Annotated in this window: 27 protein-coding genes; 14 read left to right on the forward strand and 13 right to left on the reverse strand. The window is 66.2% G+C overall.

What is annotated here, in order from left to right; genetic code table 11:
* Window positions 1–72: 72 nt before the first annotated feature.
* Genes HU772_RS13960 through glcF form a run of 4 tightly spaced genes read left to right on the forward strand, consistent with a single transcriptional unit; the run spans window position 73 to window position 5,130 of the window.
* Complete coding sequence (locus tag HU772_RS13960) at window positions 73–1,296, forward strand: M20/M25/M40 family metallo-hydrolase (protein ID WP_186654895.1); 1,224 nt, start codon at window positions 73–75, stop codon at window positions 1,294–1,296.
* Between the two features lie 49 nt (window positions 1,297–1,345).
* Window positions 1,346–2,845 carry a glycolate oxidase subunit GlcD gene (gene glcD, locus HU772_RS13965; protein ID WP_186654892.1) on the forward strand — a complete coding sequence of 500 codons (1,500 nt, stop codon included), beginning with the start codon at window positions 1,346–1,348 and terminating at the stop codon, window positions 2,843–2,845.
* A complete protein-coding gene (glcE, locus tag HU772_RS13970) occupies window positions 2,845–3,891 on the forward strand; it encodes a glycolate oxidase subunit GlcE (protein WP_186654889.1) in 1,047 nt (348 codons plus the stop codon). The genes glcD and glcE overlap by 1 nt, the downstream gene beginning before the upstream one ends.
* 9 nt (window positions 3,892–3,900) lie before the next feature.
* The gene (gene glcF, locus HU772_RS13975) at window positions 3,901–5,130 is read left to right on the forward strand and encodes a glycolate oxidase subunit GlcF (RefSeq protein ID WP_186654886.1); all 1,230 of its coding nucleotides are present in this window, start codon (window positions 3,901–3,903) and stop codon (window positions 5,128–5,130) included.
* A 3-nt stretch (window positions 5,131–5,133) separates the two neighbouring features.
* Here glcF and HU772_RS13980 read toward each other — a convergent pair whose 3' ends face one another.
* Window positions 5,134–5,715: a flavin reductase family protein gene (locus HU772_RS13980; RefSeq protein WP_186654879.1), complete on the reverse strand. Its 582-nt coding sequence runs from the start codon at window positions 5,713–5,715 to the stop codon at window positions 5,134–5,136.
* A 226-nt stretch (window positions 5,716–5,941) separates the two neighbouring features.
* Here HU772_RS13980 and HU772_RS13985 point away from each other — a divergent pair, with 226 nt between their 5' ends.
* Together HU772_RS13985 and pdxR are read left to right on the forward strand one after the other, a co-directional pair.
* The gene (locus tag HU772_RS13985) at window positions 5,942–6,280 is read left to right on the forward strand and encodes a hypothetical protein (protein WP_186654873.1); all 339 of its coding nucleotides are present in this window, start codon (window positions 5,942–5,944) and stop codon (window positions 6,278–6,280) included.
* A 604-nt stretch (window positions 6,281–6,884) separates the two neighbouring features.
* Window positions 6,885–8,318 carry a MocR-like pyridoxine biosynthesis transcription factor PdxR gene (gene pdxR / locus HU772_RS13990; RefSeq protein WP_186654866.1) on the forward strand — a complete coding sequence of 478 codons (1,434 nt, stop codon included), beginning with the start codon at window positions 6,885–6,887 and terminating at the stop codon, window positions 8,316–8,318.
* Here pdxR and HU772_RS13995 read toward each other — a convergent pair.
* Window positions 8,311–9,507 carry a cyanate transporter gene (locus HU772_RS13995; protein WP_186654860.1) on the reverse strand — a complete coding sequence of 399 codons (1,197 nt, stop codon included), beginning with the start codon at window positions 9,505–9,507 and terminating at the stop codon, window positions 8,311–8,313. The genes pdxR and HU772_RS13995 overlap by 8 nt on opposite strands.
* Entirely contained in the window at window positions 9,504–9,962 is a 459-nt protein-coding gene (locus HU772_RS14000; RefSeq protein WP_186654854.1) for a nucleoside deaminase, read from the reverse strand. The genes HU772_RS13995 and HU772_RS14000 overlap by 4 nt, the downstream gene beginning before the upstream one ends.
* Window positions 9,963–10,157: 195 nt before the next feature.
* Between HU772_RS14000 and HU772_RS14005 the strand changes: the two genes are divergently transcribed.
* Window positions 10,158–10,595 carry a carboxymuconolactone decarboxylase family protein gene (locus tag HU772_RS14005; protein WP_186654849.1) on the forward strand — a complete coding sequence of 146 codons (438 nt, stop codon included), beginning with the start codon at window positions 10,158–10,160 and terminating at the stop codon, window positions 10,593–10,595.
* A 119-nt stretch (window positions 10,596–10,714) separates the two neighbouring features.
* Here the strand turns inward: HU772_RS14005 and HU772_RS14010 are convergent, their stop codons facing one another.
* Entirely contained in the window at window positions 10,715–11,623 is a 909-nt protein-coding gene (locus HU772_RS14010; RefSeq protein WP_186654845.1) for an NHL repeat-containing protein, read from the reverse strand.
* Between the two features lie 251 nt (window positions 11,624–11,874).
* On the opposite strand from HU772_RS14010, the gene HU772_RS14015 reads away from it, so the two are divergent.
* Window positions 11,875–12,711, forward strand: coding sequence for a bifunctional allantoicase/(S)-ureidoglycine aminohydrolase (locus HU772_RS14015; RefSeq protein WP_186654840.1), 837 nt, complete (start codon window positions 11,875–11,877; stop codon window positions 12,709–12,711).
* 90 nt (window positions 12,712–12,801) lie between these two features.
* On the forward strand, window positions 12,802–13,404 hold the full coding sequence (locus HU772_RS14020; protein WP_186654835.1) for an START domain-containing protein: 603 nt from the start codon (window positions 12,802–12,804) through the stop codon (window positions 13,402–13,404).
* A gap of 3 nt (window positions 13,405–13,407) precedes the next feature.
* Here the strand turns inward: HU772_RS14020 and HU772_RS14025 are convergent, their stop codons facing one another.
* From HU772_RS14025 to HU772_RS14040, 4 genes are all read right to left on the reverse strand, one after another.
* A complete protein-coding gene (locus HU772_RS14025) occupies window positions 13,408–14,916 on the reverse strand; it encodes an MDR family MFS transporter (protein WP_186654828.1) in 1,509 nt (502 codons plus the stop codon).
* Complete coding sequence (locus HU772_RS14030) at window positions 14,906–16,042, reverse strand: HlyD family secretion protein (RefSeq protein WP_186654820.1); 1,137 nt, start codon at window positions 16,040–16,042, stop codon at window positions 14,906–14,908. Before HU772_RS14030 ends, HU772_RS14025 begins: the two co-directional genes overlap by 11 nt.
* Before the next feature lie 100 nt (window positions 16,043–16,142).
* Window positions 16,143–17,015: an alpha/beta fold hydrolase gene (locus tag HU772_RS14035; protein WP_186654814.1), complete on the reverse strand. Its 873-nt coding sequence runs from the start codon at window positions 17,013–17,015 to the stop codon at window positions 16,143–16,145.
* Window positions 17,016–17,034: 19 nt separating this feature from the next.
* Window positions 17,035–17,655 (reverse strand): LysE family translocator, encoded by a 621-nt coding sequence (locus tag HU772_RS14040; RefSeq protein ID WP_186654809.1) that lies wholly within the window; start codon window positions 17,653–17,655, stop codon window positions 17,035–17,037.
* Between the two features lie 204 nt (window positions 17,656–17,859).
* On the opposite strand from HU772_RS14040, the gene HU772_RS14045 reads away from it, so the two are divergent.
* Both HU772_RS14045 and HU772_RS14050 read left to right on the forward strand, forming a co-directional pair.
* Window positions 17,860–18,339 carry a GNAT family N-acetyltransferase gene (locus HU772_RS14045; protein ID WP_186654805.1) on the forward strand — a complete coding sequence of 160 codons (480 nt, stop codon included), beginning with the start codon at window positions 17,860–17,862 and terminating at the stop codon, window positions 18,337–18,339.
* A gap of 93 nt (window positions 18,340–18,432) precedes the next feature.
* A complete protein-coding gene (locus tag HU772_RS14050) occupies window positions 18,433–19,893 on the forward strand; it encodes a ComEC/Rec2 family competence protein (protein WP_186654800.1) in 1,461 nt (486 codons plus the stop codon).
* A gap of 3 nt (window positions 19,894–19,896) precedes the next feature.
* Here the strand turns inward: HU772_RS14050 and HU772_RS14055 are convergent, their stop codons facing one another.
* A complete protein-coding gene (locus HU772_RS14055; protein WP_186654793.1) occupies window positions 19,897–20,331 on the reverse strand; it encodes a general secretion pathway protein GspC in 435 nt (144 codons plus the stop codon).
* A gap of 153 nt (window positions 20,332–20,484) precedes the next feature.
* On the opposite strand from HU772_RS14055, the gene HU772_RS14060 reads away from it, so the two are divergent.
* Together HU772_RS14060 and HU772_RS14065 are read left to right on the forward strand one after the other, a co-directional pair.
* Window positions 20,485–20,883 (forward strand): GspH/FimT family pseudopilin, encoded by a 399-nt coding sequence (locus HU772_RS14060; protein WP_189664896.1) that lies wholly within the window; start codon window positions 20,485–20,487, stop codon window positions 20,881–20,883.
* A 32-nt stretch (window positions 20,884–20,915) separates the two neighbouring features.
* Window positions 20,916–21,473, forward strand: a complete 558-nt coding sequence (locus HU772_RS14065) for a PulJ/GspJ family protein (RefSeq protein WP_189664895.1) — start codon at window positions 20,916–20,918, stop codon at window positions 21,471–21,473.
* Here the strand turns inward: HU772_RS14065 and HU772_RS14070 are convergent.
* Genes HU772_RS14070 through HU772_RS14080 form a run of 3 tightly spaced genes read right to left on the reverse strand, consistent with a single transcriptional unit; the run spans window position 21,466 to window position 23,587 of the window.
* On the reverse strand, window positions 21,466–22,371 hold the full coding sequence (locus HU772_RS14070) for a FecR family protein (protein ID WP_186654763.1): 906 nt from the start codon (window positions 22,369–22,371) through the stop codon (window positions 21,466–21,468). The two genes, HU772_RS14065 and HU772_RS14070, sit on opposite strands and share 8 nt — an antisense overlap.
* Window positions 22,372–22,400: 29 nt before the next feature.
* A complete protein-coding gene (locus tag HU772_RS14075; RefSeq protein WP_186654757.1) occupies window positions 22,401–22,943 on the reverse strand; it encodes an RNA polymerase sigma factor in 543 nt (180 codons plus the stop codon).
* Entirely contained in the window at window positions 22,940–23,587 is a 648-nt protein-coding gene (locus HU772_RS14080) for a secretin and TonB N-terminal domain-containing protein (RefSeq protein WP_225923024.1), read from the reverse strand. The genes HU772_RS14075 and HU772_RS14080 overlap by 4 nt, the downstream gene beginning before the upstream one ends.
* 159 nt (window positions 23,588–23,746) lie before the next feature.
* On the opposite strand from HU772_RS14080, the gene HU772_RS14085 reads away from it, so the two are divergent.
* Window positions 23,747–24,061 carry a hypothetical protein gene (locus HU772_RS14085; protein WP_186654744.1) on the forward strand — a complete coding sequence of 105 codons (315 nt, stop codon included), beginning with the start codon at window positions 23,747–23,749 and terminating at the stop codon, window positions 24,059–24,061.
* A gap of 40 nt (window positions 24,062–24,101) precedes the next feature.
* Here the strand turns inward: HU772_RS14085 and HU772_RS14090 are convergent, their stop codons facing one another.
* On the reverse strand, window positions 24,102–24,362 hold the full coding sequence (locus HU772_RS14090; RefSeq protein WP_186654738.1) for a DUF1652 domain-containing protein: 261 nt from the start codon (window positions 24,360–24,362) through the stop codon (window positions 24,102–24,104).
* Window positions 24,363–24,397: the final 35 nt, after the last annotated feature.

The following is a 24,397-nucleotide window of genomic DNA, read 5'->3' on the forward strand; positions in this document are numbered from 1 at the left end:
CCCGGCGCAGGGCCACGGTCTACGCTGTACGGTTCATGACAACAATATTCATCATGGACCGAGGCCCTGCTTATGCGTTTGCTGCTTTCCACCCTCACCCTTGCCCTGGCCTGTAGCATCGCCCACGCCGCCGACACTTCGCCCCAAGACCTGTTCAAACAGGCCCAGGCCGAGCAACCACGCTACCTGGAAACACTCAGGACGCTGGTCTCGGTGGACACCGGCACCGGCACCGAGGCAGGTCTGGTCCAGATCGGCGCCGAACTGGAAAAACGTCTCAAGGCCCTGGGAGCCGACGTGCGGACACACCCCGCTACGCCTTCGGTTGGCAACAACATCGTCGGCACCTTCAAGGGCACCGGCAGCAAGGACTTCCTGCTGATGGTCCACTACGACACGGTGTTCGGCCCCGGCACCGTGGCCAGGCGTCCGTTTCGCCTCGAAGGCGAACGCGCCTATGGCCCCGGGGTGGCCGATGCCAAGGGTGGCGTGGCGATGATCCTGCACGCGTTGACGTTGCTGCACGACCAGCAGTTCAAGGGCTACCGGACCCTGACGGTGCTGTTCAACCCCGACGAGGAAATGGGTTCGGCGGGCTCCAAGGCACTGATCGCCGAACTGGCGCGCCAGCATGATTTCGTCTTCTCCTACGAGCCGCCTGACCAGGATGCCGTGACCGTGGCCACCAACGGCATCAACCGCCTGAAGCTTGAGGTCAGGGGCCGGGCCGCCCATGCCGGATCAGCCCCTGAGCAGGGTCGCAACGCGCTGACAGAGCTGGCGCATCAGTTGCTGCAACTCGATGCGCTGGGCGACAAGGCCAAGGGCACCACGGTCAACTGGACCCTGGCCAAGGCCGGTGACAAAGCCAATATCATTCCAGCACTGGCCACCGCCGAAGCGGACATGCGCTATTCGGACCTGGGCGAGACCGCGCGCGTGGAGGCCGATGCCCGGCGAATCATCGCGCAACATCGCGTTGCCGATACCCAGGTGAGCCTGGTGCTGGAAAAAGGCCGGCCGCCCCTGGCCCGGAACACGGCATCGACACGGCTGGCCGCGACGGCACAACAGCTCTATCGCGAAATCGACCGCAAACTTGAAGCGATCGCCATGCGTTTCGGCACCGATGCCGGCTTCGCTTATGTGCCCGACAGCGACAAACCTGCGGTGCTGGAAACCCTGGGCGTGGTAGGCGCCGGCTTGCATGGCGACGATGAATACATCGAAGTCGCCAGCGTGGCGCCGCGGCTGTACCTGACCGTCGCCCTGATCAGGACGCTGGCCAGCCAGTGACCCGTCACTGCGCTAGCGGACGACAACCCGCATCCGCCGAGAAAACGCCATGAACATCCTCTACGACGCGCGTGTCGACGGCCCCCTGCCCGTCGTCGACAAACAAGCGCTGTTGCTGGCCCTGCGCACGGCCGTGCCCGACCTGGAAATCCTCCACCACGCCGAGGACCTCAAGCCCTATGAGTGCGACGGCCTGTCGGCCTACCGCACGATGCCGTTGCTGGTGGTGCTGCCCGAGCGCCTGGAGCAGGTACAGACCTTGCTCGGACTCTGCCACCAACACGGCGTGCCGGTGGTCGCCCGTGGCGCCGGCACCGGCCTGTCCGGCGGCGCCCTGCCCCTGAGCCAGGGCATCCTGCTGGTCATGGCCCGTTTCAACCGTATCCTCGAGGTCAACCCCCAGGGCCGCTTCGCCCGGGTCCAGCCCGGCGTGCGCAACCTGGCAATCTCCCAGGCGGCAGCGCCCCATGGGCTGTACTACGCACCCGATCCCTCGTCACAGATCGCCTGCACCATCGGCGGCAATGTCGCCGAGAACGCCGGCGGCGTGCATTGCCTGAAATACGGCCTGACCGTGCACAACCTGCTCAAGGTGGAAATCCTCACCATCGAAGGCGAGCGGCTGATACTGGGCTCCGACGCCCTGGACAGCCCCGGCTTCGACCTGCTGGCGCTGTTCACCGGCTCCGAAGGCATGCTCGGTATCATCACCGAGGTGACCGTCAAACTGCTGCCCCGACCGCAAGTGGCGCGGGTGCTGCTGGCCAGTTTCGACAGGGTCGAGGATGCCGGCCGCGCGGTGGCGGGCATCCTCGACGCCGGTATCATTCCCGGCGGCCTGGAGATGATGGACAACCTGGCGCTGCGGGCCGCCGAGGACTTCATCCATGCCGGCTATCCGGTGGACGCCGCGGCGATCCTGCTATGTGAGCTCGACGGTGTCGAAGCGGATGTGCGGGAAGACTGTGACCGGGTTGCGACCGTGCTGCGCCAGGCCGGCGCCCGCGAGGTGCGCCTGGCCTGCGACGAAGCCGAGCGTGCGCGCTTCTGGGCCGGGCGCAAGAATGCCTTCCCGGCGGTCGGACGGCTTTCCCCGGACTACTACTGCATGGACGGCACCATCCCCCGCCGCGAGCTGCCCCGGGTACTGCGAGGCATCGCCGAGCTCGCCGCCGAGTACCGCCTGCGGGTGGCCAACGTGTTCCATGCCGGCGATGGCAACATGCACCCGCTGATCTTGTTCGATGCCAACCAGCCCGGCGAACTGGAGCGCGCCGAGACCATCGGCGGCAAGATCCTCGAGCTGTGCGTGGCGGTGGGCGGCAGCATCACCGGGGAGCACGGCGTGGGGCGGGAAAAGATCAACCAGATGTGCGCCCAGTTCAACCGCGACGAAATCAGCCTGTTCCACGCGGTCAAGGCGGCCTTCGACCCCAAGGGCCTGCTCAATCCTGGCAAGAACATCCCCACCCTGCAGCGCTGCGCCGAGTTCGGTGCCCTGCACGTGCATCACGGGCAACTGCCCTTCCCTGACCTGGAGCGTTTCTGATGGACGCCGACCTCAGCCGACAGTTGCTCGAACAGGTCAACCTGGCGCTGCATCAGGCCACACCGCTGCGTATCCAGGGCGGCAACAGCAAAGCCATGCTGGGTCGGCCCGTCGCCGGCGAAATCATTGACCTGCGCGGGCACCGCGGCATCCTCAACCACGACCCCAGCGAGCTGGTGCTCACCGCCCGCGCCGGCACGCCGCTATGCGAGGTCGAGGCCGCGTTGCGCGAAGCCGGGCAGATGCTCAGTTGCGAACCGCCGCACCTGGGCCCCGCCGCCACCCTCGGCGGCATGGTCGCTGTCGGCTTGTCCGGACCGCGTCGGCCCTGGGCCGGGGCCGTGCGCGACATGGTGCTGGGCACGCGGCTGATCAGCGGCCAAGGCACCCTGCTGCGCTTTGGCGGCGAAGTGATGAAGAACGTCGCCGGTTACGATGTCTCGCGGTTGATGGCCGGCAGTTTCGGCTGCCTGGGGATACTCACCGAGGTGTCGCTCAAGGTACTGCCACAACCACGCCAATGCCTGAGCCTGCGCTTGTCGATGGCGCCGCAAGCGGCCTTGATCGAGCTGCAGCGATGGGGCCAGCAGCCGCTGCCCATCAGCGCCGCCTGCCATGACGGCGAGGCACTGCACCTGCGACTGGAGGGTGGCGAGGGGTCGGTTGGCTCAGCCCACGAGCGCTTGGGCGGCGAGGTGATCGACAACCACTACTGGCACGATCTGCGTGAACAACGCCTGCCGTTCTTCGACGACCCGGCGCCGCTGTGGCGCCTGGCGCTGCCCACCGCCAGTGGCCTGCTGGACTTGCCCGGGCGCCAGTTGCTCGACTGGGGCGGGGCCCAGCGCTGGCTCAAGTCCAGCGCCCCGGCGGCCTTGATCCGCGAGCAGGTGGCCAAGGCTGGCGGTCATGCCACCGCCTATGCCCCTGGCGACGACAGCAGCGCACCGCTATCCCCGGCGCTGCTGCGCTACCACCAGGCGCTGAAAGCGCAACTCGATCCCCAGGGCCTGTTCAACCCAGGCCGTCTGTACGCCGACCTGTGAGGCCCCGTCATGCAAACCCACTTGAGCGACGCCGCCAACCATCTCCCCCGAGCCAAGGAAGCCGAAAGCATCCTGCGCACCTGCGTGCACTGCGGATTCTGCAACGCCACCTGCCCCACCTACCAACTGCTTGGCGACGAACTGGACGGGCCACGCGGACGCATCTACCTGGTCAAGCAGGCCCTCGAAGGCGCACCGGTCGGCGCCAGTACCCAACAGCACCTGGACCGCTGCCTGAGCTGTCGCAACTGCGAAACCACCTGTCCATCCGGAGTGAAATACCACGACCTGCTCGACATCGGCCGCGCCTGGGTCGACCAGCAGGTGACGCGCCCGCCGGGCCAGCGCCTGCTGCGGCAAAGCCTGCGCGCCGTGCTGCCGCAGCCACGGCTGTTCGATGTCCTGGTTCGTGCTGGGCAAGCCTTGCGCCCCCTGCTGCCCGCCAGCCTCAAGACCAAGCTGCCGGCAGCCAGGGTCGCGCCCGGACAACGCCCAGTGCCCCGTCATCCGCGACGCGTGCTGCTGCTCGAAGGCTGCGTGCAGCAGGTGCTTTCGCCCAATACCAACGCGGCCAGCGCGCGCTTGCTCGATCGCCTGGGCATCAGTGTCGAACCTGTTACCGAAGCGGGCTGCTGTGGCGCCGTGGACTTTCACCTCGATGCCCAGGCCCAGGCGCTGGATCGGGCACGACGCAATATCGATGCCTGGTGGCCGGCCATCGAGGCGGGCGCCGAGGCGATCGTGCAGACGGCCAGCGGCTGCGGTGCGTTCGTGCGCGACTATGGTCACTTGCTGGAACGGGACCCGCGCTATGCGGCGAAGGCCGCGCGGGTCAGCGCCTTGGCGCGAGACCTGGTGCAGGTGCTGGAGGCCGAGCCCATCGAACAGCTGGGCTGGTGCGCCGAACAGCGGCTGGCCTTCCACTGCCCTTGCACCTTGCAGCACGCACTCAAGCTCGGTGGCGCGGTCGAGCGCCTGTTGCTGCGCCTGGGTTTTCACCTCGCCGACGTGCCCGACGGGCACCTGTGCTGCGGATCGGCCGGCACCTATTCGCTGACCCAACCAGCACTGGCGCGGCAACTGCGCGATCAGCGTCTCGAGGCCCTGGAAAGCGCCGGCCCCGACCTCATCGCCACGGCCAACATCGGCTGCCAGCTCCACCTGGCAGGTGCCGGGCGTACACCCGTGCGGCACTGGATCGAGATCGTCGAGGCCGCCCTGCTAGTCCGACAGGACTGATAGTCAGCTGTTCTGATCGATCACCAACGGCTCGCCAATGGCGTAAAAATGCCCTCCGGCCACGTAGTGCAGGCTACGCCAGGCCGGATCGGCATGCTCGTAGGCCCAGTGTCCATCGCGAAATACCCGGTCATCGGCCCAGGCCGCGACCACCTCGCCAATGAACAGATCGTAGGTCTGCTGGTTGTGCGGTTCATCGATCACTCGGCACATCAGCCATGCCGAACAATCGTTGACCAGTGGCGCGGGGTAGCCCTCGACACGCGCCAGGCCAACACCGATGCTGGCCAACTTGTCGGGGTGATCGAACAGGCTCTGGTTGCCCACCTGGTAGGTCAACCGGGCCTGGGCCGCGTTGGGGACTTGCAGCACGAACCAGCCGCTGCCCTCGACCAGTTGGCGGGTGCGCGCCGTCTTGTCGAGGACCACGGTCACCTTGGGTGGGTCGAAGTCCAGCGCACAGGCCCAGGCGGCGGCCATCACATTGTCGACGCCATCGTGGCTGGCCGAGACCAGTACGGTCGGCCCGTGATTGAGCAGACGATAGGCTTTGTGCAGGTCGACTGGCTGGAAATGGCTGTGCATGGGGCACCTCGGCAAAACGGCGTGGACTGAGGTGGAATTGTGCCGCACCTGACGCGTGGCTGACAGGGATCAAGGCATCGTTCAGGGCACCACCTATATTTTCGGAATACTCCTACCACAAGTACGGAAGCTTCGTGATTGCTGCCTTCCCCTCGGCAAAACATCATCCGGCCTGGAGACGTAACCACCGCCCAACGCGGCAGCCCCTGCCAGACGAGGCCATGCCATGCCCAGCGATAACCACCCTACTCGTGAACTGCGCCATACCCTGCGCCAACTGCTGGACCATGAGGTCAGCAACCCTGACGACAATCCACACCTCTCCGGCGTGCGTTTTTTCTGCGCCACCGACGAACACACCCGCCAGTTGATCGAGCAGGTCGAGTTGCTCGCCAGCGAAGCATTCTTCGATGCCAGCGGGCGGGCCATTCCCGCGCGCATGCGCGATGCCGCCATCGATGGCGTGTGCATCAAGCAAAAACGCAAGGTGGCCGAGGATGAAACGGTGATTCGCATCGCCCTGCCTGACAAGGGCTATATCACCATCAGCACGGCGCGGCTTTAGGCGCGAGCCTAGCGCCATGCGCGCCACCTACTAGGAGCCAAGGCAACGCGGTGTCTGGCACCGGCTGTGTCGGTGTTCGCGGCGGATAAATCCGCTCCCACGGCCCCAAGCCATGCACGTCGCCCCCTAGGACCATCCCTTTCAAGGTCTTCGGGCGCCAGGCTATTGGCCGAGTGAGGGTCTCCAGGTGTCCGCCGCAAGCACTGCAGCGCCTAGCAGATCGAGCGCCGCCCGCGCGGCGCATCGCGACGCAAGGCCGCTCCTACATTTGTTGCAACGTGCCGAACCTGTCAGGCCATTGTTGCCCGCCTTGATGCATGTCTTGAGACAGATGAAGCGTCAGTAGTGCCCACGCTGAAACCACGTCGAGTCAACAAGGCGGACCAGGAAATGGCACAGGAGAAATTGGCCCGAAACAGATGTAGGAGCGGCCTTGCGTCGCGATGCGCCGCGCGGGCGGCGCTCGATCTGGTAGGCGCTGCAACTCTAACGTGGAACACCTTGAAAGGATCGCCCCTTAGGCCCCAGCCCTCGATCCTGCCCCCTTGCACCTTCCCCAGCAAACCCCGAAGCTTGGCCATCCCCGCGTTTCGGACCTGCCCCGATGGAACTGCACATCCGCCTCGAAGGCCGCAAAGGCCTTGCCGACCAGCTCTACCAGCAACTGCGCGCCGGCATCGACAGCGGGCACCTGGCCGCCGGCACCCAACTGCCGCCCACGCGCCTGCTAGCCGAGCAACTGGGCGTGTCACGCAAGACCGTGGCCGAAGCCTACTCGCGCCTGACCTACGACAACCTGCTCAGCGGCGTGGTGGGCCGCGGCACCTTCATCACGCCACGTTTGCCGATCCGCGCGCCCCAGGCCGATACGGTCCCGCTGGCCGCCGCCACGACCCTGGAGCGCTGGAGCCAGCGCGCCACGGTCCTGGGCCAGCGCGCGCTGGACGCGCCGTCGCGCTACGACTTCGTCGGCGGCGCCTCGAGCAAGGCGCAGTTCCCCTACGACCAGTGGCGCAGTTGCCTGAACCACGCCCTGCGCCGCAGCCAGCGCCACACCGAGCGGCAGTTCTCGGCCCAAGGCTTGCCTGAGCTACGCGAAGCCATCGCACATCACATTGCCTTCGCCCGGGGCGTGCAATGCAGCCCGGCCGACGTGCTGGTGTGCAACGGTGCCCAGCAAGCGCTGGACCTGATCGCCCGGGTACTGGTCGAGCCGGGTTGCAAGGTGGCCATGGAAGACCCTGGCTATCCACCGGCCCGGCAGTTGTTCCTGGCCCTGGGCGCCCAGCTGCAATCGGTGCCGGTGGACGAACACGGTTTATGCGTGGAACAGATCGAGGATGGCACCCGGCTGATCTACGTCACGCCCTCGCACCAATTCCCGCTGGGCATGCCCATGGCCGAAACCCGGCGCCAGGCGCTGCTGGACCGGGCCGCCGCGCTGGGCGCGCTGATCATCGAGGACGACTACGACTGCGAGTTCCGCTACCAGGGCCCGGCCGCCGAGGCCCTGCAACGCCTGGATCGTCATGGGCTGGTGGCTTATGTCGGCACCTTCTCCAAGACCCTGCTGTCCGAACTGCGCCTGGGCTACGCAGTACTGCCGCCAGCGGTGCTGCAAGCCGCCTGCGTGGCCAAGCACCTGACCGACTGGCATAGCCCGAGCCTGCAGCAATGGGCGTTGGCGCGGTTCATCGGCGAGGGCCACCTGAACAAGCACATCCGCCGCTGCCACGAGGTGTACAGCGCCCGTCGCGAACGAATCCTGACGCGCCTGGACGGCGACCTCGCGCCCTGGTTCGATGCAGTGTCGGCCAGCGCCGGATTTCACCTGAGCGCCCTGGCCAAGCCTGGGGTGGATGTCGAGCTGCTGATCAGCTTGGCACGCAAGGTCGAGGTGGGGTTGTATTCGTTGGCGCCATTTTTCAGCGAGGCCCCGGTCAAGCCGGGGCTGTTGCTGGGGTTCGGCGCCATCGAGCTGCTGGATATCGACCCGGCCCTGGACCGGGTCCGCGATACCCTGCAGCGCCTCAGCTAAGCGCGGGCGCTACGCCTGGCTGGTCCGATCGAGCGATGGCCTTGGCGTAGCCGCGCGGAGCAAAGCACGCCGTCACCAGCAGCATGAGCAGCACGGTGCAGGCCAGCAGCGTCCACGAAGCCTGGAAATCGCCGCTGACATCGCGCAGCCAGCCGGTGATGTACGGCACGATACCGGTGACGATAAAGCCCACCCCTTGCACGAACGCCGCCAGGCTCCCGGCCTCGGCCGGCGTGCGCAGGTGCTCCAGGGTCAAGGTCAGGCTGAGGCTGAAACAGGCCCCCAGGCCCAGGCCGATCATCGCCACCCACAGGCCCATGGCGGCCGACGGGGCCAACAGCAAGCCGAGAAAGCCCGCCAGCTGGATCGTCAGGGCCAGCCACAGCCCCGGCCGGCGATCGTTCAGGCGACGCAGCAACAGCGGCAAGCCCAGGGCCCCGGCAACCTGGAAAATCGTCATCAGGCCGACCAGCTCGCCACCGCCCTGGGCCGTGCCACCGTGCTCCAGGTAATAGGCCGGCAGCCAGGCGACCATGCTGGTGTAGCCACCGTTGATCAAGCCGAAGTACAAGGCCAGCAGCCAGGCGCGGCGGTTGCCGAACCAGTGGCCACCGCTGGCGCCACCCAGCGTGGGGGCCTCCTGACGTGGACGCAGGGCGACCCAGGCCAGTAGCGCCAGCAGCGCAGGCAATGCCCATACTCCCAACCCCACCTGCCAGTGGCCGGTATAGGCGGTAAGCGACGGGCCGAGCACCGCCGCCAGGCCGCCTCCGCTCATCAACGCCGCCGAATACAGGCCCATGGTCGTGGCCAGGCGGGTGGGAAACCAGCGGTTGACCAGCCCTGGCATCATGCCCTGCACCACCGCAACGCCCAGGCCGGCGACCACCGCGCTGGCAATCAAGGCCCAGGCGCTGTCCAGTTGCCAGCGCCACAGGCAGGCCGCGGCAATCGCCATCAGGCCGCCGAGCATGCCGCCATGCTCGCTCAGCCAGCGCCGCAACCACGGTTGCAGCAACGGCACCAGGCCCATGCACAGTACCGGCAAGGCCGTCAGCAACGCCGCTTGCTGGTAGCCCAGCCCGGTACTCTGGCGCACGGGTTCGAGCAGTGGACCGATACTGGTGAGCATCGGCCGCAGGTTGAGTGCCAGCAGTACTATCAACAACAGATTCATTGCCGCTCTCATGGCCGGCTGGCCGGCTGCCATTGCGCGTACAAACCGGCCTCACCGGCAGGCTTCAGCGGGCGCAGCGGCAGGCTTTGCTGCTGCGCCGGCAACGCCATCTGCGCGTACACCGCGGCGGTGGACAAGCCATAGGGCTCGCCCTCGTCATTGTCATAGGCGAACCAGGCGCGCTCGATGCCGCACAGGTGCATGGCCGCCAGGCACATCGGACACGGATGACCGCTGGCATAGATTTGCGCGCCATCCAACCGCGCCCGGCCCAAGGCCTGGGCAGCCTGGCGGATCGCCTGCATTTCGGCGTGGCTGGTCGGGTCCTGGGTGCTGTGGATTTCATTGACGGCGCGGGCGATGACCTGGCCTTGGTACACCAGCACGGCGCCAAAGGGACGGCCGCCGGCCTGGATATTGGCGCGGGCAAGGTCGAGGGCCTCGCGCATGAAGTGTTCGGTGGGCATACAGCGTTACTCCAATCAAGACCGGGCCATTATCCCGGCTCCGGCGCCTGGGCAGAAATGAAGAGATTGGATGCCCATCAGTGGCCATCTGAATGACGACATTGGCCTCCCGGTAAAGCACGACATTGGCTATTCGGCCTGGTACGCGCTGGCGCTAAGGTAGCGTCACTTCCCCCGGATCACTGGAGTTTCAACATGCACGACCGTATCGAATGGGCCAAGCACTCGCCGGAGGCCTACAAGGCCATGGTCGGCCTCGAGCAGGCGCTGGTCAGCTCAGGGCTGGAGCACTCGCTGCTGGAGCTGGTGCGCCTGCGCGCCTCGCAGATCAATGGCTGTGCCTATTGCGTGAACATGCACGCCAACGATGCGCGCAAGGCCGGCGAAACCGAAGCCCGCCTGCAGACCTTGAGCGTATGGCGTGAAACCCGCTACTTCACGCCCCGGGAACGGGCCGCGCTGGCCTGGGTGGAAAGCCTCACCCGCCTGCCCGAACGCGGCGCGCCACAGGAGCAATACCAGGCACTGCTGGAGCATTTCGATGCGAAGGAGGTTGCCAACCTGACCCTGGCCATTGCCACGATCAATGCCTGGAACCGCTTTGGCGTGGGCTTTGCCATGGTGCCGGCGTAAATCCTGCGCGTTCACGGTCTTTGCGCATTGGGGATATGGCTGCTGCAACTCAGGATGGCCGGGGCTGCCAAGCAGCACCGGCAAGTCCAAATTGAAAGCGTTGCGTCGGCCTATCGGGATCAGGCTTTCGGCACGCGCCGTCCAGGCTCGACCTGAGCGGTCGCGGCCGTCACCGGCGCAGTCAGGTGCAACACCCGATCGCGCCCACCTTCGGCCAGCAGATAACCGCCCTTGCCATCCGGCACGATGGCCTGCGGCGCCTTCAGGTAGCTGAGTACCACATGCTGCGTGCCGCCGCCATCGATACGCAGCAGGCGTGCGCGATGGGTCGAGTCCTCGCTGATCCACAGCCCGCGCGCATCACACAGCAGGAATGTCGGATTGCGCAGCCCCTCGACCACCACCGGGTCGTTGCCCTCGGCGCTCAGTGCGCGGATCTTGCCGGTGCTCTTTTCGGTATACAGCAGCCGCCCATCGCTGCAGCGGGTCAAGCCTTCGGTCTCGGTCAGCCCCGAGCGCAATACTTCGAGCTGGCCGCTGCGCCAGTCATAGCGCATCAACCGGCCATCGCCCTTGCGGTCCTCGATGGCGTACAGGTAGTCGCCGTCGTTGTACAAGCCCTGGACATTGTTGCCCTGGAACAACGTGCTGACCTGGCCATTGCGCGACACACTGACCGGCGCCCCGCCGACTTCCTGGCTGAACGCCCAGCCGCCGTCGACCGCCACCATGCCGTCAGGCTTGGACAGACCATCAAGGATCACCACACGATCACCGCTGGCGCTGATCTGCAGAATGCTGCCCTTGCCGCCGTTGAGCTCACGGCTGACCAGCAGGCTGCCATCGGCCTGGGGCAACAGCGAAGCGGCGCGCGTCACCGAGTTGTGCAGTACCTGCACTTCCCAGCCGTCGGCGGCCTGTACCGGGTAGAAGGTCTGCCAAGCAAAGAAGCCCAGGGTACTGGCCACCAGGCCAGCCGTTGCGGCCAGGGCCAGGCGAACAACGCGCCTGCGCAGGATTTGTATCATCGGATCGGCTCCCAGGAAGAACCGGTGATCCTAGCAAGGCCATGTGAAAAATTTGTCGAAGAGGGACGTTGCCTTGACCCGGCAATACTGGACAGCTTCTGACTCCATAAATTCAAAAATCAAATACCGAGCATTTCAACATTTAATTTGTGGATGCCAGCAACAGGCTCTTATGCTGTCCACGCATCCCCTGCACGCACCGGCCGGTGTGGAGAAAGGCATGGGGAGAGAACAACAAGTCGAGACCGTTCATGTCGAAACCATCCTACTTCGCCCCCCACGGTGGGCACCCGGCTCAAACCGAGCTGCTGACTGACCGTGCCATGTTCACCGAAGCCTATGCCGTGATCCCCAAGGGCGTGATGCGTGACATCGTCACCAGCCACCTGCCGTTCTGGGACAAGATGCGCATGTGGGTCATCGCCCGCCCGCTGACCGGCTTCGCCGAAACCTTCTCGCAGTACATCGTCGAAGTCGCCCCCGAAGGCGGCAGCGAGCGCCCTGAACTGGACGCCAACGCCGAAGCGGTGCTGTTCGTCGTCGAAGGCGAGATCGACATCACCGTCGAAGGCAAGCACCACACCCTGGTCCCCGGCGGCTACGCCTTCCTGGCCCCGGGCGCCGACTGGAGCCTGCGCAACAACAGCAAGGCCAACGTCACCTTCCACTGGCTGCGCAAGCACTACCAGAAAGTCGAAGGGCTGCCGGTGCCGGAGTCGTTCGTCACCCACCGCGACAACGCCACCGTCATCGAGATGCCAGGCACCGAAGGCCGTTGGGTCACCACCCGCTTCGTCGACATGGCCGACATGCGCCACGACATGCATGTGAACATCGTGACCTTCCAGCCCGGCGGCGTGATCCCGTTCGCCGAAACCCACGTCATGGAGCACGGCCTGTACGTGCTGGAAGGCAAGGCGGTGTATCGCCTGAACCAGGACTGGGTCGAGGTCGAGGCCGGCGACTTCATGTGGCTGCGCGCCTTCTGCCCGCAAGCCTGCTATTCCGGTGGCCCAGGCCCGTTCAGCTACCTGCTGTACAAGGACGTCAACCGCCACGTGCACCTGACGCTCAATCCGCAGCGTTGATCCACACGGCGTGACCCGTGGGAACGGGGCAATCCCGTTCCCACATTGCTGAGCCATACTCAGCGTAATTCCCTCTCCTGGCATCCCGCCATGAACCTCCCCCGCGCCCTGCTTGCCCTGCTCCTGCTACCGGTGATCACGTCGTCGGCCGAGCACTGGCACCTCGCCCGCCAGCAAGACGGCATCGATGTCTACCTGAGCAGTGTCGAGGGTTCGTCCTACCAGCAATTTCGCGGCGTCACCCGGATCAAGGCGAGCGTGCGTACCCTCACCGACCTGCAGGAGAACCTGCGCGTGGCCTGCAAGTGGCTGTACGCCTGCGCCGACATGCGCCTGCTGGAGGTGGACGGCGATACCACCTGGGTCTACCTGAGCACCGCCCTGCCCTGGCCAGCCAAACCACGGGACATGGTGTTGAAGGTGCGTACCGAGCGCCTGGACGACGACACCCTGGTACGCCACCTGAGCGCCGAGCCCGGGCGAGTACCGGTTGACCCTGGGCTGATCCGCGTACGCCGGCTCAGCGGCGAATGGATCATGCGCCCGCTGGGCGAGCGCGACACCGAGGTCACCTACCAGCTACGCGCCGACCCGGCCGGCGACGTGCCGAGCTGGCTGGCCAACCAGTTCGTGGTCGACGCGCCGATGGTTACCCTCAAGACCCTGCGCGCCGTGGCCGAGCGCCAGCCCTGAGGCTCAACGGCTGCGCAGCAGCAACGCGGCCACCGCGCAGCCAAGCAGGGCCACGCACGACAGGTAGAACGCATCCGAGTAGGCCATCAGGTAGGCCTGCTGGCGCACGCTCTGGTCGATCAGGGCCAATGTCTGCATGACCTCGGGCGACTGCGGATCGACCATCCCTCCCGGCAAACGCTGCTGCAGCGCGCCGTCGAACAGCGTCAGGCCCTCGCCGACCCGCACCGAGTGAAAGCGTTCGCGCTGCGACACCAGTTGCGTCAACAGCGCCGTGCCCAGCGCACCGCCCAGGTTGCGCAGCATCGAGATCAGCGCCGAGGCCGAGCCGGCCTGGGCCTTGTCCAACCCCTTCACCGCCAGCACCGACAACGCCACCATGATCAGCGGCTGGCCGATGCCACGCACCACGGTCGAGGGAATGATCACGTTGCTGCCTGAATCCACCGTCAACTGCGAGCCCAGCCAGCAACCCAGGGCCATGATGGCGAAGCCGCCGGCCACCAGCAGCTTGGCGTTGAGCCAGCGCATCAGGCGTGGCAGCAGCGGCGCCAGCAACAACTGCACCAGGCCATAGGCGATCAGGCTCTTGCCAATCTCGCTGGCGCTGTAACCCTGCACCAACGACAGGTAATTGGGTACCAGGAACACCAGGCCGAAGGTCGCCGCGCCGAATACCGCCATGGCCAGGCTCGACACCCCGAAGTTGTAGCTGCCCAACAGACGCAGGTTGATAAAGGGTCGCCTGCCCCACAGCTGACGCTGGATGAACAGCGCCAGGGCGATGACCGCGATGATGCTGAAGCTGGTGATGAAACGCGAATCGAACCAGTCCTTGCGCCCGCCTTCCTCCAGCACGACCTGCAACGCCCCCAGGCCCACGGCCATGGCCGCGATGCCCAGCCAATCGGCCTGGCGCAGGGCGCCGCGATCGCCCGCCTGGGCCTTGATCGACCAGGCCACTGCCGCCAGCAAGGCCAACCCCGGCGGCAACTGCAGCAGGAAGATCCAGCGCCAGGAGTACATGTCGGTGAGCCAGCCACCGATCGATGGCCCGGCGGCCTGGGCCACGCTGTTGGACAGGCTGAACAGCGCCATGCCCAGGGCGATGCGGCTGGCCGGCAGCTCGGTGATGATCAGTTGCATCGACAGCGGGATCAACACCGCCCCCGAGGCGCCCTGGATCACCCGCAAGCTGATCATCGCCTCCAGGCTCGGGGCCAGGGCGCAACTCACCGAGCTGACCAGGAACACCGCCGAGCCCACCAGCATCACCCGCCGCAAGGAAAACACCTGCACCAGCCAGGCGGTCAACGGGATCATGCTGATCTCGGCCACCAGGTAGGCAGTGGAGATCCACGAGCCTTCCTCGAAACTCGCCCCCAGCGCGCCTTCGATTTCCGGCAAGGCGGCGCTGGTGACATGTACGTTCATGCCGGCCATGAAGCAACCGAACAGCCCGCCGATCACCGCGACCCAGGCACGGGTGGAAACCTTCTCCTCAGCGCTCATCGCCGGCCTGCCGAGTGTCCACGGTGGCGATCACCGACATGCCGGGCAGCAGCCGCGCAGCATCGTCGCGCTCAGGGTCGAGCTGGATACGCACCGGGAAACGCTGGACGATCTTGGTGAAGTTGCCGGTGGCGTTGTCCGGCGGCAGCAGCGCGAACACCGCGCCCGAGCCCGGCGACAGGCTGTCGACGGTGCCATGCCAGTGGCGGCCGAAGGTATCCACCTCCAGCGTCACCGGCTGCCCGGGACGCATCTGCGCCAGCTGGGTTTCCTTGAAGTTGGCCACCACATACGCCTGGCGCACCGGCACCACCGCCAGCAACGGCAAGCCCGGGGTGACGTACTGCTGCTGGCGCACCTTGCGCTGGCCGACCACGCCGTCGAACGGCGCGCGGATCGCGGTATCGGCCAGAGCGCTGCGGGCCAGGTCGGCTTCGGCGCGGGCCTGCTCGAAGTCGGCCTGGCGCTGCAGCATTTCAGCCTGCAACTGCTTGCCTTGCTCGGCCAGCACCGCCTGGCGCGCCTGCTGCCGGGCCAGCTCGGCGTCGGCGGCGCGGTGCAGGGCCTGGGCCTGGATCCGCGTGGCCCGGGCCTGTTCCATGCGCTGCACGCTCGCCGCCTGCCACTGTGCCAGGCGCTCGTAGCGCTGCCAGTCGGCTTCGGCCCGCTGCGCCTCGCCGCGGCTGCCGCCACGCTCGGCGGCGGCGCGGGCGATGGCCTGGACCTGCTCATGTTGTTCGGCGGCAAACCCGCGCAGACGCATGGCCTGCACCTGCACGGCTGCCTCGCTTACCGCCAGGCGCGCCTCGGCCTGGCGCAGCCGGTCACGAAAATCGCGCTCATCCAGACGCACCAGCAGGTCGCCGGCCTTGACCGTGGCGTTGTCCGCCACCGCCACCTCGGCCACGTAGCCGCTGACCCGCGCACTGATCGGCGCCCAGTCAGCCCGAACATAGGCGTCATCGGTCTGCTCCAGGAAACGGCCATCGAGCCACCAATACGCAGCATATGCCGCCAGCAGCAGGCCCAGCCCTGCAACCAGGCCGAAGCGCAGCAGGCGTTGTCGGCGCTGGGCGCGGGAGTGCTCGAGGGTGTGCTGGGGATCTGGGCTGACCGCCTGGTTCATGCTGGGCTCCATCCGATGGGGGGAGCGCCAGGGTAAGGAATCTGCGCTTGTCGTTCGCGCGTGATCAGGTCGGTGATCGTCGCGAAATGGACATCAGTGATTAAGTCTGCAGAAATGCCACGATCTGCTCGGCCGCCGCTGCCGGATCTTCCTGCATGAAGCAGTGCCCGCCGGCGACCTGGCGCACGCTGACCTGGCGATTGAGCTCGGCCAGGCGCCGTGCCGAATGCGGCACGAACGGGTAGGTATGCTCGCCGTGGAGGATCTGTGTCGGCGTCTGGATACTCGCCAGTTGCGACCACATGCGCTGAGGGAACGAGCTGAAGATTTCCACTTCGCGGCTGGGTCGGCACTTGAGCACCACGCCCTCGCCACAGTCGCCGATGGCGTGCTCCACATAGGCCTGCAACGCAGCATCATGCCAGCCCTTGAAGATACCCCGCCCGTGCAGCGAGGCCCGCGCCGCCTCGCGGTCGGGCCAATGGCTGCGCCGGGTCGCGGCCTTGCGCGCCAGGGCATGACGACGATGCAGGCCAACCAGGGCCGCAGCGCCCATCACGCCGATCATCGGGCGGCTGAACAGCACCGGGTCGAGCAACACCGCGCGCTGGAACAGACCCGGTTGCGCGGCCAGCATCAACCCGGTCAGCACCCCGCCGAAGCTATGGCCGACGGCCAGGCAAGCTACCGCGCCATACTCGCCGCGCCCGGCCTGAAAAGCTTCGAGGGCCAGCGCCGCAGTACGGTTCCAGCCACGAAACGCGCCGCCATGGTCACTGTCGCCATGGCCCTGGACATCACTCAGCCACAGGTCGAAATGCGCGCCAAGACGCAGCAGCATGGGTTCATAGGCCAGGCTGCAGAAGCCATTGCCGTGCAGGAAGTGCAGCAGCGGCCGGCCACTGGCCGGCGTGCGCCAGCCGCGCAAGGTGAAGCCTTCGGCACATTCATGGGACCAGGGGATCAACTCCATCTACGGCACTCATCGACAATCAGGAAAACGTCGATTCTACAAACAGCAGCGGATAGAGCGAAATCACCAGCAACACGGCCATCAGGACATTGAACAGCACCACTGCGCGCGGATTGCGCAGCACGTTGCGCAACGCACTGCCGAACATCACCCAGACCCCGACGCTGGGCAGGTTGACCAAGGCAAACACCACAGCAATGACAATGACATTGAACACATAGCCCTGGGCCGGCGTGTAAGTGGTGATCGCCCCCACCGCCATCACCCAGGCCTTCGGATTGACCCACTGGAACGCCGCCGCGCCCCAGAATCCCAAAGGCTTGCGCGCGCCCACGGCTTCGCCCGACAGCGGCCCGGAAGTGGCGATCTTCCAGGCCAGGTACAGCAGGTAGGCAGCGCCCGTGTAGCGCAGGATCGTGTACAACGGCGGCCATATCTTGAACACCTCGCCCAGCCCCAACCCTACCGCCAGCACCATCACCATGAAGCCGACGCTGATGCCGAGCGCATGCGGGATCGAACGGCGCACGCCGAAGTTCACCCCCGAAGCCAGCAGCATGGTGTTGTTCGGACCAGGGGTGATGGAAGAAACGAAGGCAAACAGCACAAAGGCGCTGAGCAGATCGAGCGAGGCAAGCATGGCGGCGTATTCCGGCGGGGTTGTTGTGTTGCCACACTAACCGGGCCAGGGTGATTGCAACCGGTACAGTTTAGATAAATTGCGTAGATACACATTATTGATATGGTCGTGTTATCCATAGGAGCCCAAGAAGCGCTGGCACGGTGCAAGCCAATTGCACGACACTGCCTATCGCCCCAGAGCCCCACACAAGGAAGCCCCAGCATGAGCCTGACCATCCGCCCCGCAGCGCGCGCCGATGCCGCGCAGATCCTCACCTTCATCACCGAACTGGCGGACTACGAGCGCGCTCGCCACGAAGTGGTGGCGACTCTTGCCGATATCGAACACAGCCTGTTCGACGCCGGTAGCACCGTGCACAGCCTGATCTGCGAGCGCGACAGCCAGGCGATCGGCTTTGCCGTGTATTTCTACAGCTACTCGACCTGGCTTGGGCGCAACGGTATCTACCTCGAGGACCTCTACATCACCCCACAACAACGCGGCGACGGCGCCGGCCGCCAGTTGCTGCGGCATATCGCCCGGGAAGCCATGGCAAACAACTGCGGGCGCCTGGAGTGGAGCGTGCTGGACTGGAACGAGCCGGCCATCGGTTTCTACCAGTCCCTGGGCGCGCAACCGCAGGATGAATGGGTCCGCTATCGCCTGGATGGCGAGCGCCTGCGTCAGTTCGCCGAGGCATGATCAGCAACCACGCCCGTTGCGCCCACGCTCAGCCGCACAGTTGACGAGTGGTCCGATGGGAGTACTACCCCATAAAAAGGAATCGCCCAGGACATGAAGACCACTGCCATCGACGATAACCCACGCAGGACATTCACCGCGCTGGCGGAGTTCGAGCGCAACAATGAGGACAAGGAAAATGGTGGTTGGGTCACCTTCGACTGCTTTACCTACCCGTCCAGCTATCTCATTCCTGGCGAGTTGGAGCTGCTTGCGCTCAGGGCACCCTTTCACTCCATCGCACGGTTCCTCTCGCTCGAGGACTCGGACAGTCAGTGGCTGAAGATCGAAGTCGGTGCCCACGCCACGACAGACTCTGTCCCGATGCAGGTCATCCTGTTCGGTGACAACACAGAACGGGTGACCCTACACCTGCTGAATGCCTCGCCAGTACGATTGTCAATCGATGCGTTCGAACGCTTCATGCTGGCGCACGAGGACCGCGTCCCCAAGACGTTGATTTCCACAATCCTGGACCTTTCCCTGCGCAACGCTGGCACCCTCGCGGTGGCGGCTTATGATGTGGGCCAAGGCAACTGCAATGCCATCGTCGATCAGTATGAGCACCCGCGTGTGTTCTTCGACCTGGGATGGGCGCCGAACTTTCACGCAACGTCGCGCCCGCCGTGCCAGCCGCGACTGTTCGACTGCGATCCGATCACTGTTGCGCCTGTCGTCCTATCACACTGGGATATGGATCACTGGTCCTACGCCATTGCCCGCAGCGACTTCGATCCGGCAAGCCTGACCACTCGCCACCAATGGAACCCGCAAGCGCTCCAACGGTTCTGGATTGCCCGCGCGCCCGAGATCGACAAGCACGCAATAGGGCCGCTCGCGAGAAGCTTCTTCGACGCACTGTCAAACGTCAGGCTGATGCCAGGCGTCGGCGCCATGTTGCTGTGGCCTGACGGGTGTGATCGCATCACCTTCGCCCACGGCTGGCTGGAGGCCTGCGGACGTACCCCCGGTGCAGTACAGGACCGCAACAACACCGGGATCGCCCTGTTCGTCCAGCCTCACTTGCGGGGGCCAGCGATCCTCCTGACCGGCGACGCCGACTTCGTTTCCATTCCCGGCCTGGCCAAAAAGACGACACCCAGGCTCGCCGGCATGGTCGCGCCTCATCATGGCTCGGATGTCACCACCACAGCCATCCCTGCGCCCAGGGCAGACAGCCCCGCGAAAATGGTGATTTCCGTTGGTCGGGACAATACCTATGGCCATGCCAAGCAGGTCGCGCTCGATGCCTACAAGGCTGCGGGCTGGGCGCTTGCCATGGCACTGACCCAGGACCGTCATCCCTGCGCCACGCACCACCTCGGAGCATCGCACGAGCACGGCAATCACCTGCTCAAGTTCTCGCATGCCGATGCCGATCCCCGATGCGGCTGCGAACGGGTCCAGCATGCCCATCTGTGCCTGACACCCAGTTCTCTACCGTTGATCACACCCAGCGCAGGGGTGAGGAAAATACGCAGACGCAAGCGAAAAACAACGGCCCCGACGCCCTGAGCTTCACTCGTGCGTCGCAGCCTCCCCCCAGAATGAGGCCAGCGCCGGAACCGGCACCTCGACCCGGCTGCGCTGGCCAGCCTGCTCGATCAGTAAACCACCACGCTCGATGGCGACCAGGCGCACGCCGCGCGCCAGGTCCTCGCCGCTGCGTACTGCGCGGGCCGGGCCACCGTCCAGGCTGACGATGGCCACCGCACCCTGGCTGCCGGCCAGCACCCCGCTGACCTTGATCTGCACCTGCAGCGGGATGTCCGCGAACCAACGCGCCACTGGCGTATTGGCCGACACCGCGGCCCCCCCCTCCGCTGCCGGGGCAGCCTGCGGCGCAGGCTGCAACAGCAAGGGGGCCCAGGTCAGCAACCCGGCGACAGCGACCAGTACACCCAGCCCCTGCAACAACAGGCCTGGTGACAGCGTGGGACGGACAATTGGCATGTTCACGGGCTCCTTGTGTGCCTGCGCCCGAGCATACCGGGCAATTCTCACGGTTTTGTTTCATCACGCGATCATCTTTCCCCGGCAAGCTGACGAGCGTGGACAAGGAGCGCTGCCGTGCCGGAACAACGAGGTTTCACCCTGATCGAACTGATGGTGGTGCTGGTGATCGTCGGTATCGCCAGCGCTGCCATCAGCCTGAATATCCGCCCCGACCCGGGCAAGCAGCTGCGCGCCGATGGCGAGCGCCTGGCACGCTTGCTGGAACTGGCGCAAAGCGAGGCCCAGGCCGCAGGCCAGCCGCTGCGCTGGCAAAGCGACCGCGACGGCTACCGCTTCGTCCGCGCAGATGGCCAGGCGCTGGCCGACGGCCCGCTCAAACCCCGGCGCTGGCAAGCCGAAACGGTCAAGGTGCGAGTCGAGCCACGCGGCCCGGTGTGGTTGGACGGCGAGTGGATCGGCGCACCATTGACCCTGCGCCTGCACAGCGCCAACGTGCGGGTGGACCTGGCGCGCAGTGCCGCCGGCACGATCAAGGTCAGCCAACCGTGAAGCGTCAACAGGGTTTCACCCTGATCGAAGTGATGATTGCCATTCTCTTGATGGCAGTGGTCAGCCTGATTGCCTGGCGCGGGCTGGACAGCGTCAGCCGCGCCGATCGCCATGTGCGCCAGGCCAGCGAAGACAACCAGGCCGTGCTGCGGGTGTTCCAGCAACTGGAACGCGACCTGGCCTTGCGCGCCACCGTCGAACTGGTCGAACCGCCCCTGCCCGGCCGCGAACCGCCCGGCAAACCGTTATTGCCCGCCGTGCGCGCCCGTGCCGAACGCCTGGAACTGGTACGCAGCGGCGCCGTGCCAGGCAGTGGCTGGCAGCGGGTGCGCTGGTTCGTGCGTGGCGGTACCTTGTACCGCGCCGCCGCGCCCCTGCGCGACCGTTACCCGTTGCCCGCGCCCAAAGCGGCAGTGGCGGTTCTGGAAAACGTGACCGACTTCAGCCTGCGCGCCTGGCAGGCTACGGCAGGCTGGCAGGCGCCAGGTGGCGAGGCCCGCGATGATCCGGCCGGCCTTGAGGTGCGCCTGGCTTGGCGCGGCCCGCAAGGCGAGGAGCGTTATCGCCAGGTGCTGGGCCCGCTTAACTGACCAGCACCACGCCGCCTGGCAGCTCCAGGCAACGAGCGCCATAGGCGGCGCGGATCAGCTCGGCGGCCTGAGGCAGCTGATCGAAGCTGAAGCGGGCCTGCACCCGGCGTCGGCCCAGGGAAGGATTGAGCAGCACCAGCCGCCCCTGGCGATAACGGTTGATCTCGTCGATGACCTGGGCCAGGGAGGCATCACGCAACACCAGCATGCGCTCGCGCCACGCCATCACCTGGCTGGCATCGAAGCTCTGCGCCTTGCCCAGGCCCTGGGCGCCATAGCGCTGCTGGCGGCCCGCGGGCAGCGCTTCGACCCGCCCACCGGCGGCAATCCGCAACGCGCCACTCAGGCAGGTGACACAGACCCCTTCATCATCCTCGCGCACATTGAAACGCGCCTGCTCGGCACTGATAACGCCAGCTCCGGCCCGTACCTGCACAGCCTGGTGTGCCTGCACCTCGATTTCGCCGCTCAACAGGGCGATCCCCTGTCGCTCGCGACCGATCCGGGTGCGTACGTTCAGCTCCAGCTCGATGCCTGGGGCCAACTCTATACGTCGCTGCTCGCCAGTCTCGGTGGCAAAGGCCGCCGGCGCCACCGCGAAGCCCTCCAGCCAGCCGCCACGCCACACCAGCAATGCCGCCGAGGCTGCCACCGCGCCGCCAAGCACGGCGCGCCGGCTCACAGTCGGCATGGCCGCCTGGCGGGCCTGCCGCGCCGCCGGGCCCAGCAGTTGCCACAGCTGGCGGGCCTGGGCAAACGCCTCGGCATGCGCCGGACTGCGCGCGCACCAGAGCCGCAGGGCCTGGGCGTCGGCCTCGGTGGCCAGGCCGGATGTCAGCCGTACCAGCCAGTCCTGGGCCTGGCGCTGCAAGTCGGGGTCGGGCGGAATCTGGGGCATGGTGCTCACATGAATGGGTCGACTATTGATCAAGACGGTTTTCCCGCGCCTGGACCGAAGCGCTGAAACACTTTTCTGTCCAGGCGCGCCGCGCAGTGCCCCAGCGCAGCCTTGAGTTCCTTCTCCACCGTGCGCGTTGAAATGCCGAAACGTTGGGAGATTTCCAGGTGCGAGGCCTCTTCCAGGCGCGCGGCAATGAAGATCCGTCGGCGCCGCGCCGGCAGTTCGTACAGGGCGCCCAGCAGGCTCTGGATCTCGCGCTGGCCGCCGACGATACGCGCCGGGTCCTGGTCTTCGCCGACCTGCAGCAAAGCCTCCACCTCGGCACCGGTGAGCAGCCGCGCGTCGGCCTCGCGTCGGTCGGCGGCGACATTGAGGGCCATGCGGTACAGGTAGGCGCCAGGCTTTTGCACATCGTGCACCGCCTCCAGGCGATCGACTCGCAGGTAGGTTTCCTGCAGCACGTCGTTGGCCAGGTCGTCCGAACCGAGCCGGCGCTTCAGGCGCACCCTGAAGGCGTCGTAGGAGGACAGAAACAGTTTCACCAGCACACTGTCCCGGGGTTTGTTCATGCCGCCGCAGCTCCTTGCGAAAATGGGCAATCCAGAGGTACCGGGCGCAGCAGCAGGGTGACCGGCTGCGCCAGGGATGTCGGCGGCGCCCCTTCCAGGCGCACCGCTCGCAGACGTTCGATCACTGCGGCATCGCGCACAGGGTCGCCGGTCGAGGCCAGCAGGCGGCTTTGCAGCAGTTGGCCACGGCCATCGATCCACACTTGCAGCGCCGCCCGATAGCCACCCGGTCGGGTCAGCGCCGAGCCACACAAGGCGCGCTCCACCGCCTGTTGCAACGCCAGGGCGTAGCTGCCTGCCAGCACGCCACCCTCGCGCTTGCGCGGCAAAGTGTCGTTGATGCGCATCGGTTGCACGGTAAAGCCACCGCTGCCGCTGTAGCGCGCCTGCAGCCCGGTCCCCTGCAACAGACGCTGCAATCCCTCGCGCGCGGCATAGCGGCCACTGACGGGGCTGGAGCGCTGCCCGGCCACCAGCGCCTGGTCGACCAGCACCGCCAGGCCGCTTTGCCGGGCGAAGCTGTCCAGTGCCCGGTCCAGGGCTTGCGCCGGAATTTCCAGGGTCAGCAACGGCTGGCCGCGCAGCGGTGTCGCGATAAGCGACCAAGCCAGCAGCAGCGCACCGGCCACGAGCAATGCACGCACGGATGAACGGGCCTCCTTGCTGGCCGCCGTCGCCGGGGAAAGGTCATCCTGGGGCTTGTGTATGACGCTGTGGTGACAGCCCATGGCAACCAAAGCTTCACCCCGAGGAAGGCGGGCGGGCGCTAGACTTCTGCCTGGACTTGATCAAGGAGCCTCACCATGGGCCGCTTTTCGCTCACCACCTTGGCATTGCTGCTGGGCACCGCTGGACTGGCGTTGGCCGAACAGCCAAAGACCGCACAGGGTTGCATCGATGTGCAGGTCGGCCAGTCACGGGCACTGGCCTACGACTGCCTGACCGACCAATTGCAGGGCGGTGAGCCGCAGGCCGCCAAGGGCCTGCGCGAACAACTCGATCCGGCGCGACAACTGCAGCGCAAGGCCCCCAACCAAATGGGCCTGGCCACCCCGGCGGCGACCTCGACGCGCATGGGCAACAGCTTTGGCAACTCGGTGGCGCCGCAGCGCCCCTAGACAAGTACTGGCAGGAAAGTAAACGCTTGCGCGTGCGTACTCAGGCAATAGCCTTGAGCGATTGCGCCGGGCCTTGGCGCTGCGCCTTGAGTTGCGTCACCAGGTCGACCAGGTCGCGACAGCTGTTGAGGCTGGCCAACGGCACCCCGGTGACGGTCAGGCACGCGTCCAGGCTCTGGCCCTGGCCGAGCAGAATAGTGAGGTGTTCGCCATCCGGACAGCTCACCTCGCAACGATCGGGCAGGCATGCCTGTTCGATCATCTGCCGCATTTCAAGCATCGAAACGCCTATCAACGACATGGTACGACCCTCTCTAGGTAGTCGGTTGCTGGAGA

This window comes from Pseudomonas xantholysinigenes, from assembly GCF_014268885.2.
GTDB lineage: Bacteria > Pseudomonadota > Gammaproteobacteria > Pseudomonadales > Pseudomonadaceae > Aquipseudomonas > Aquipseudomonas xantholysinigenes.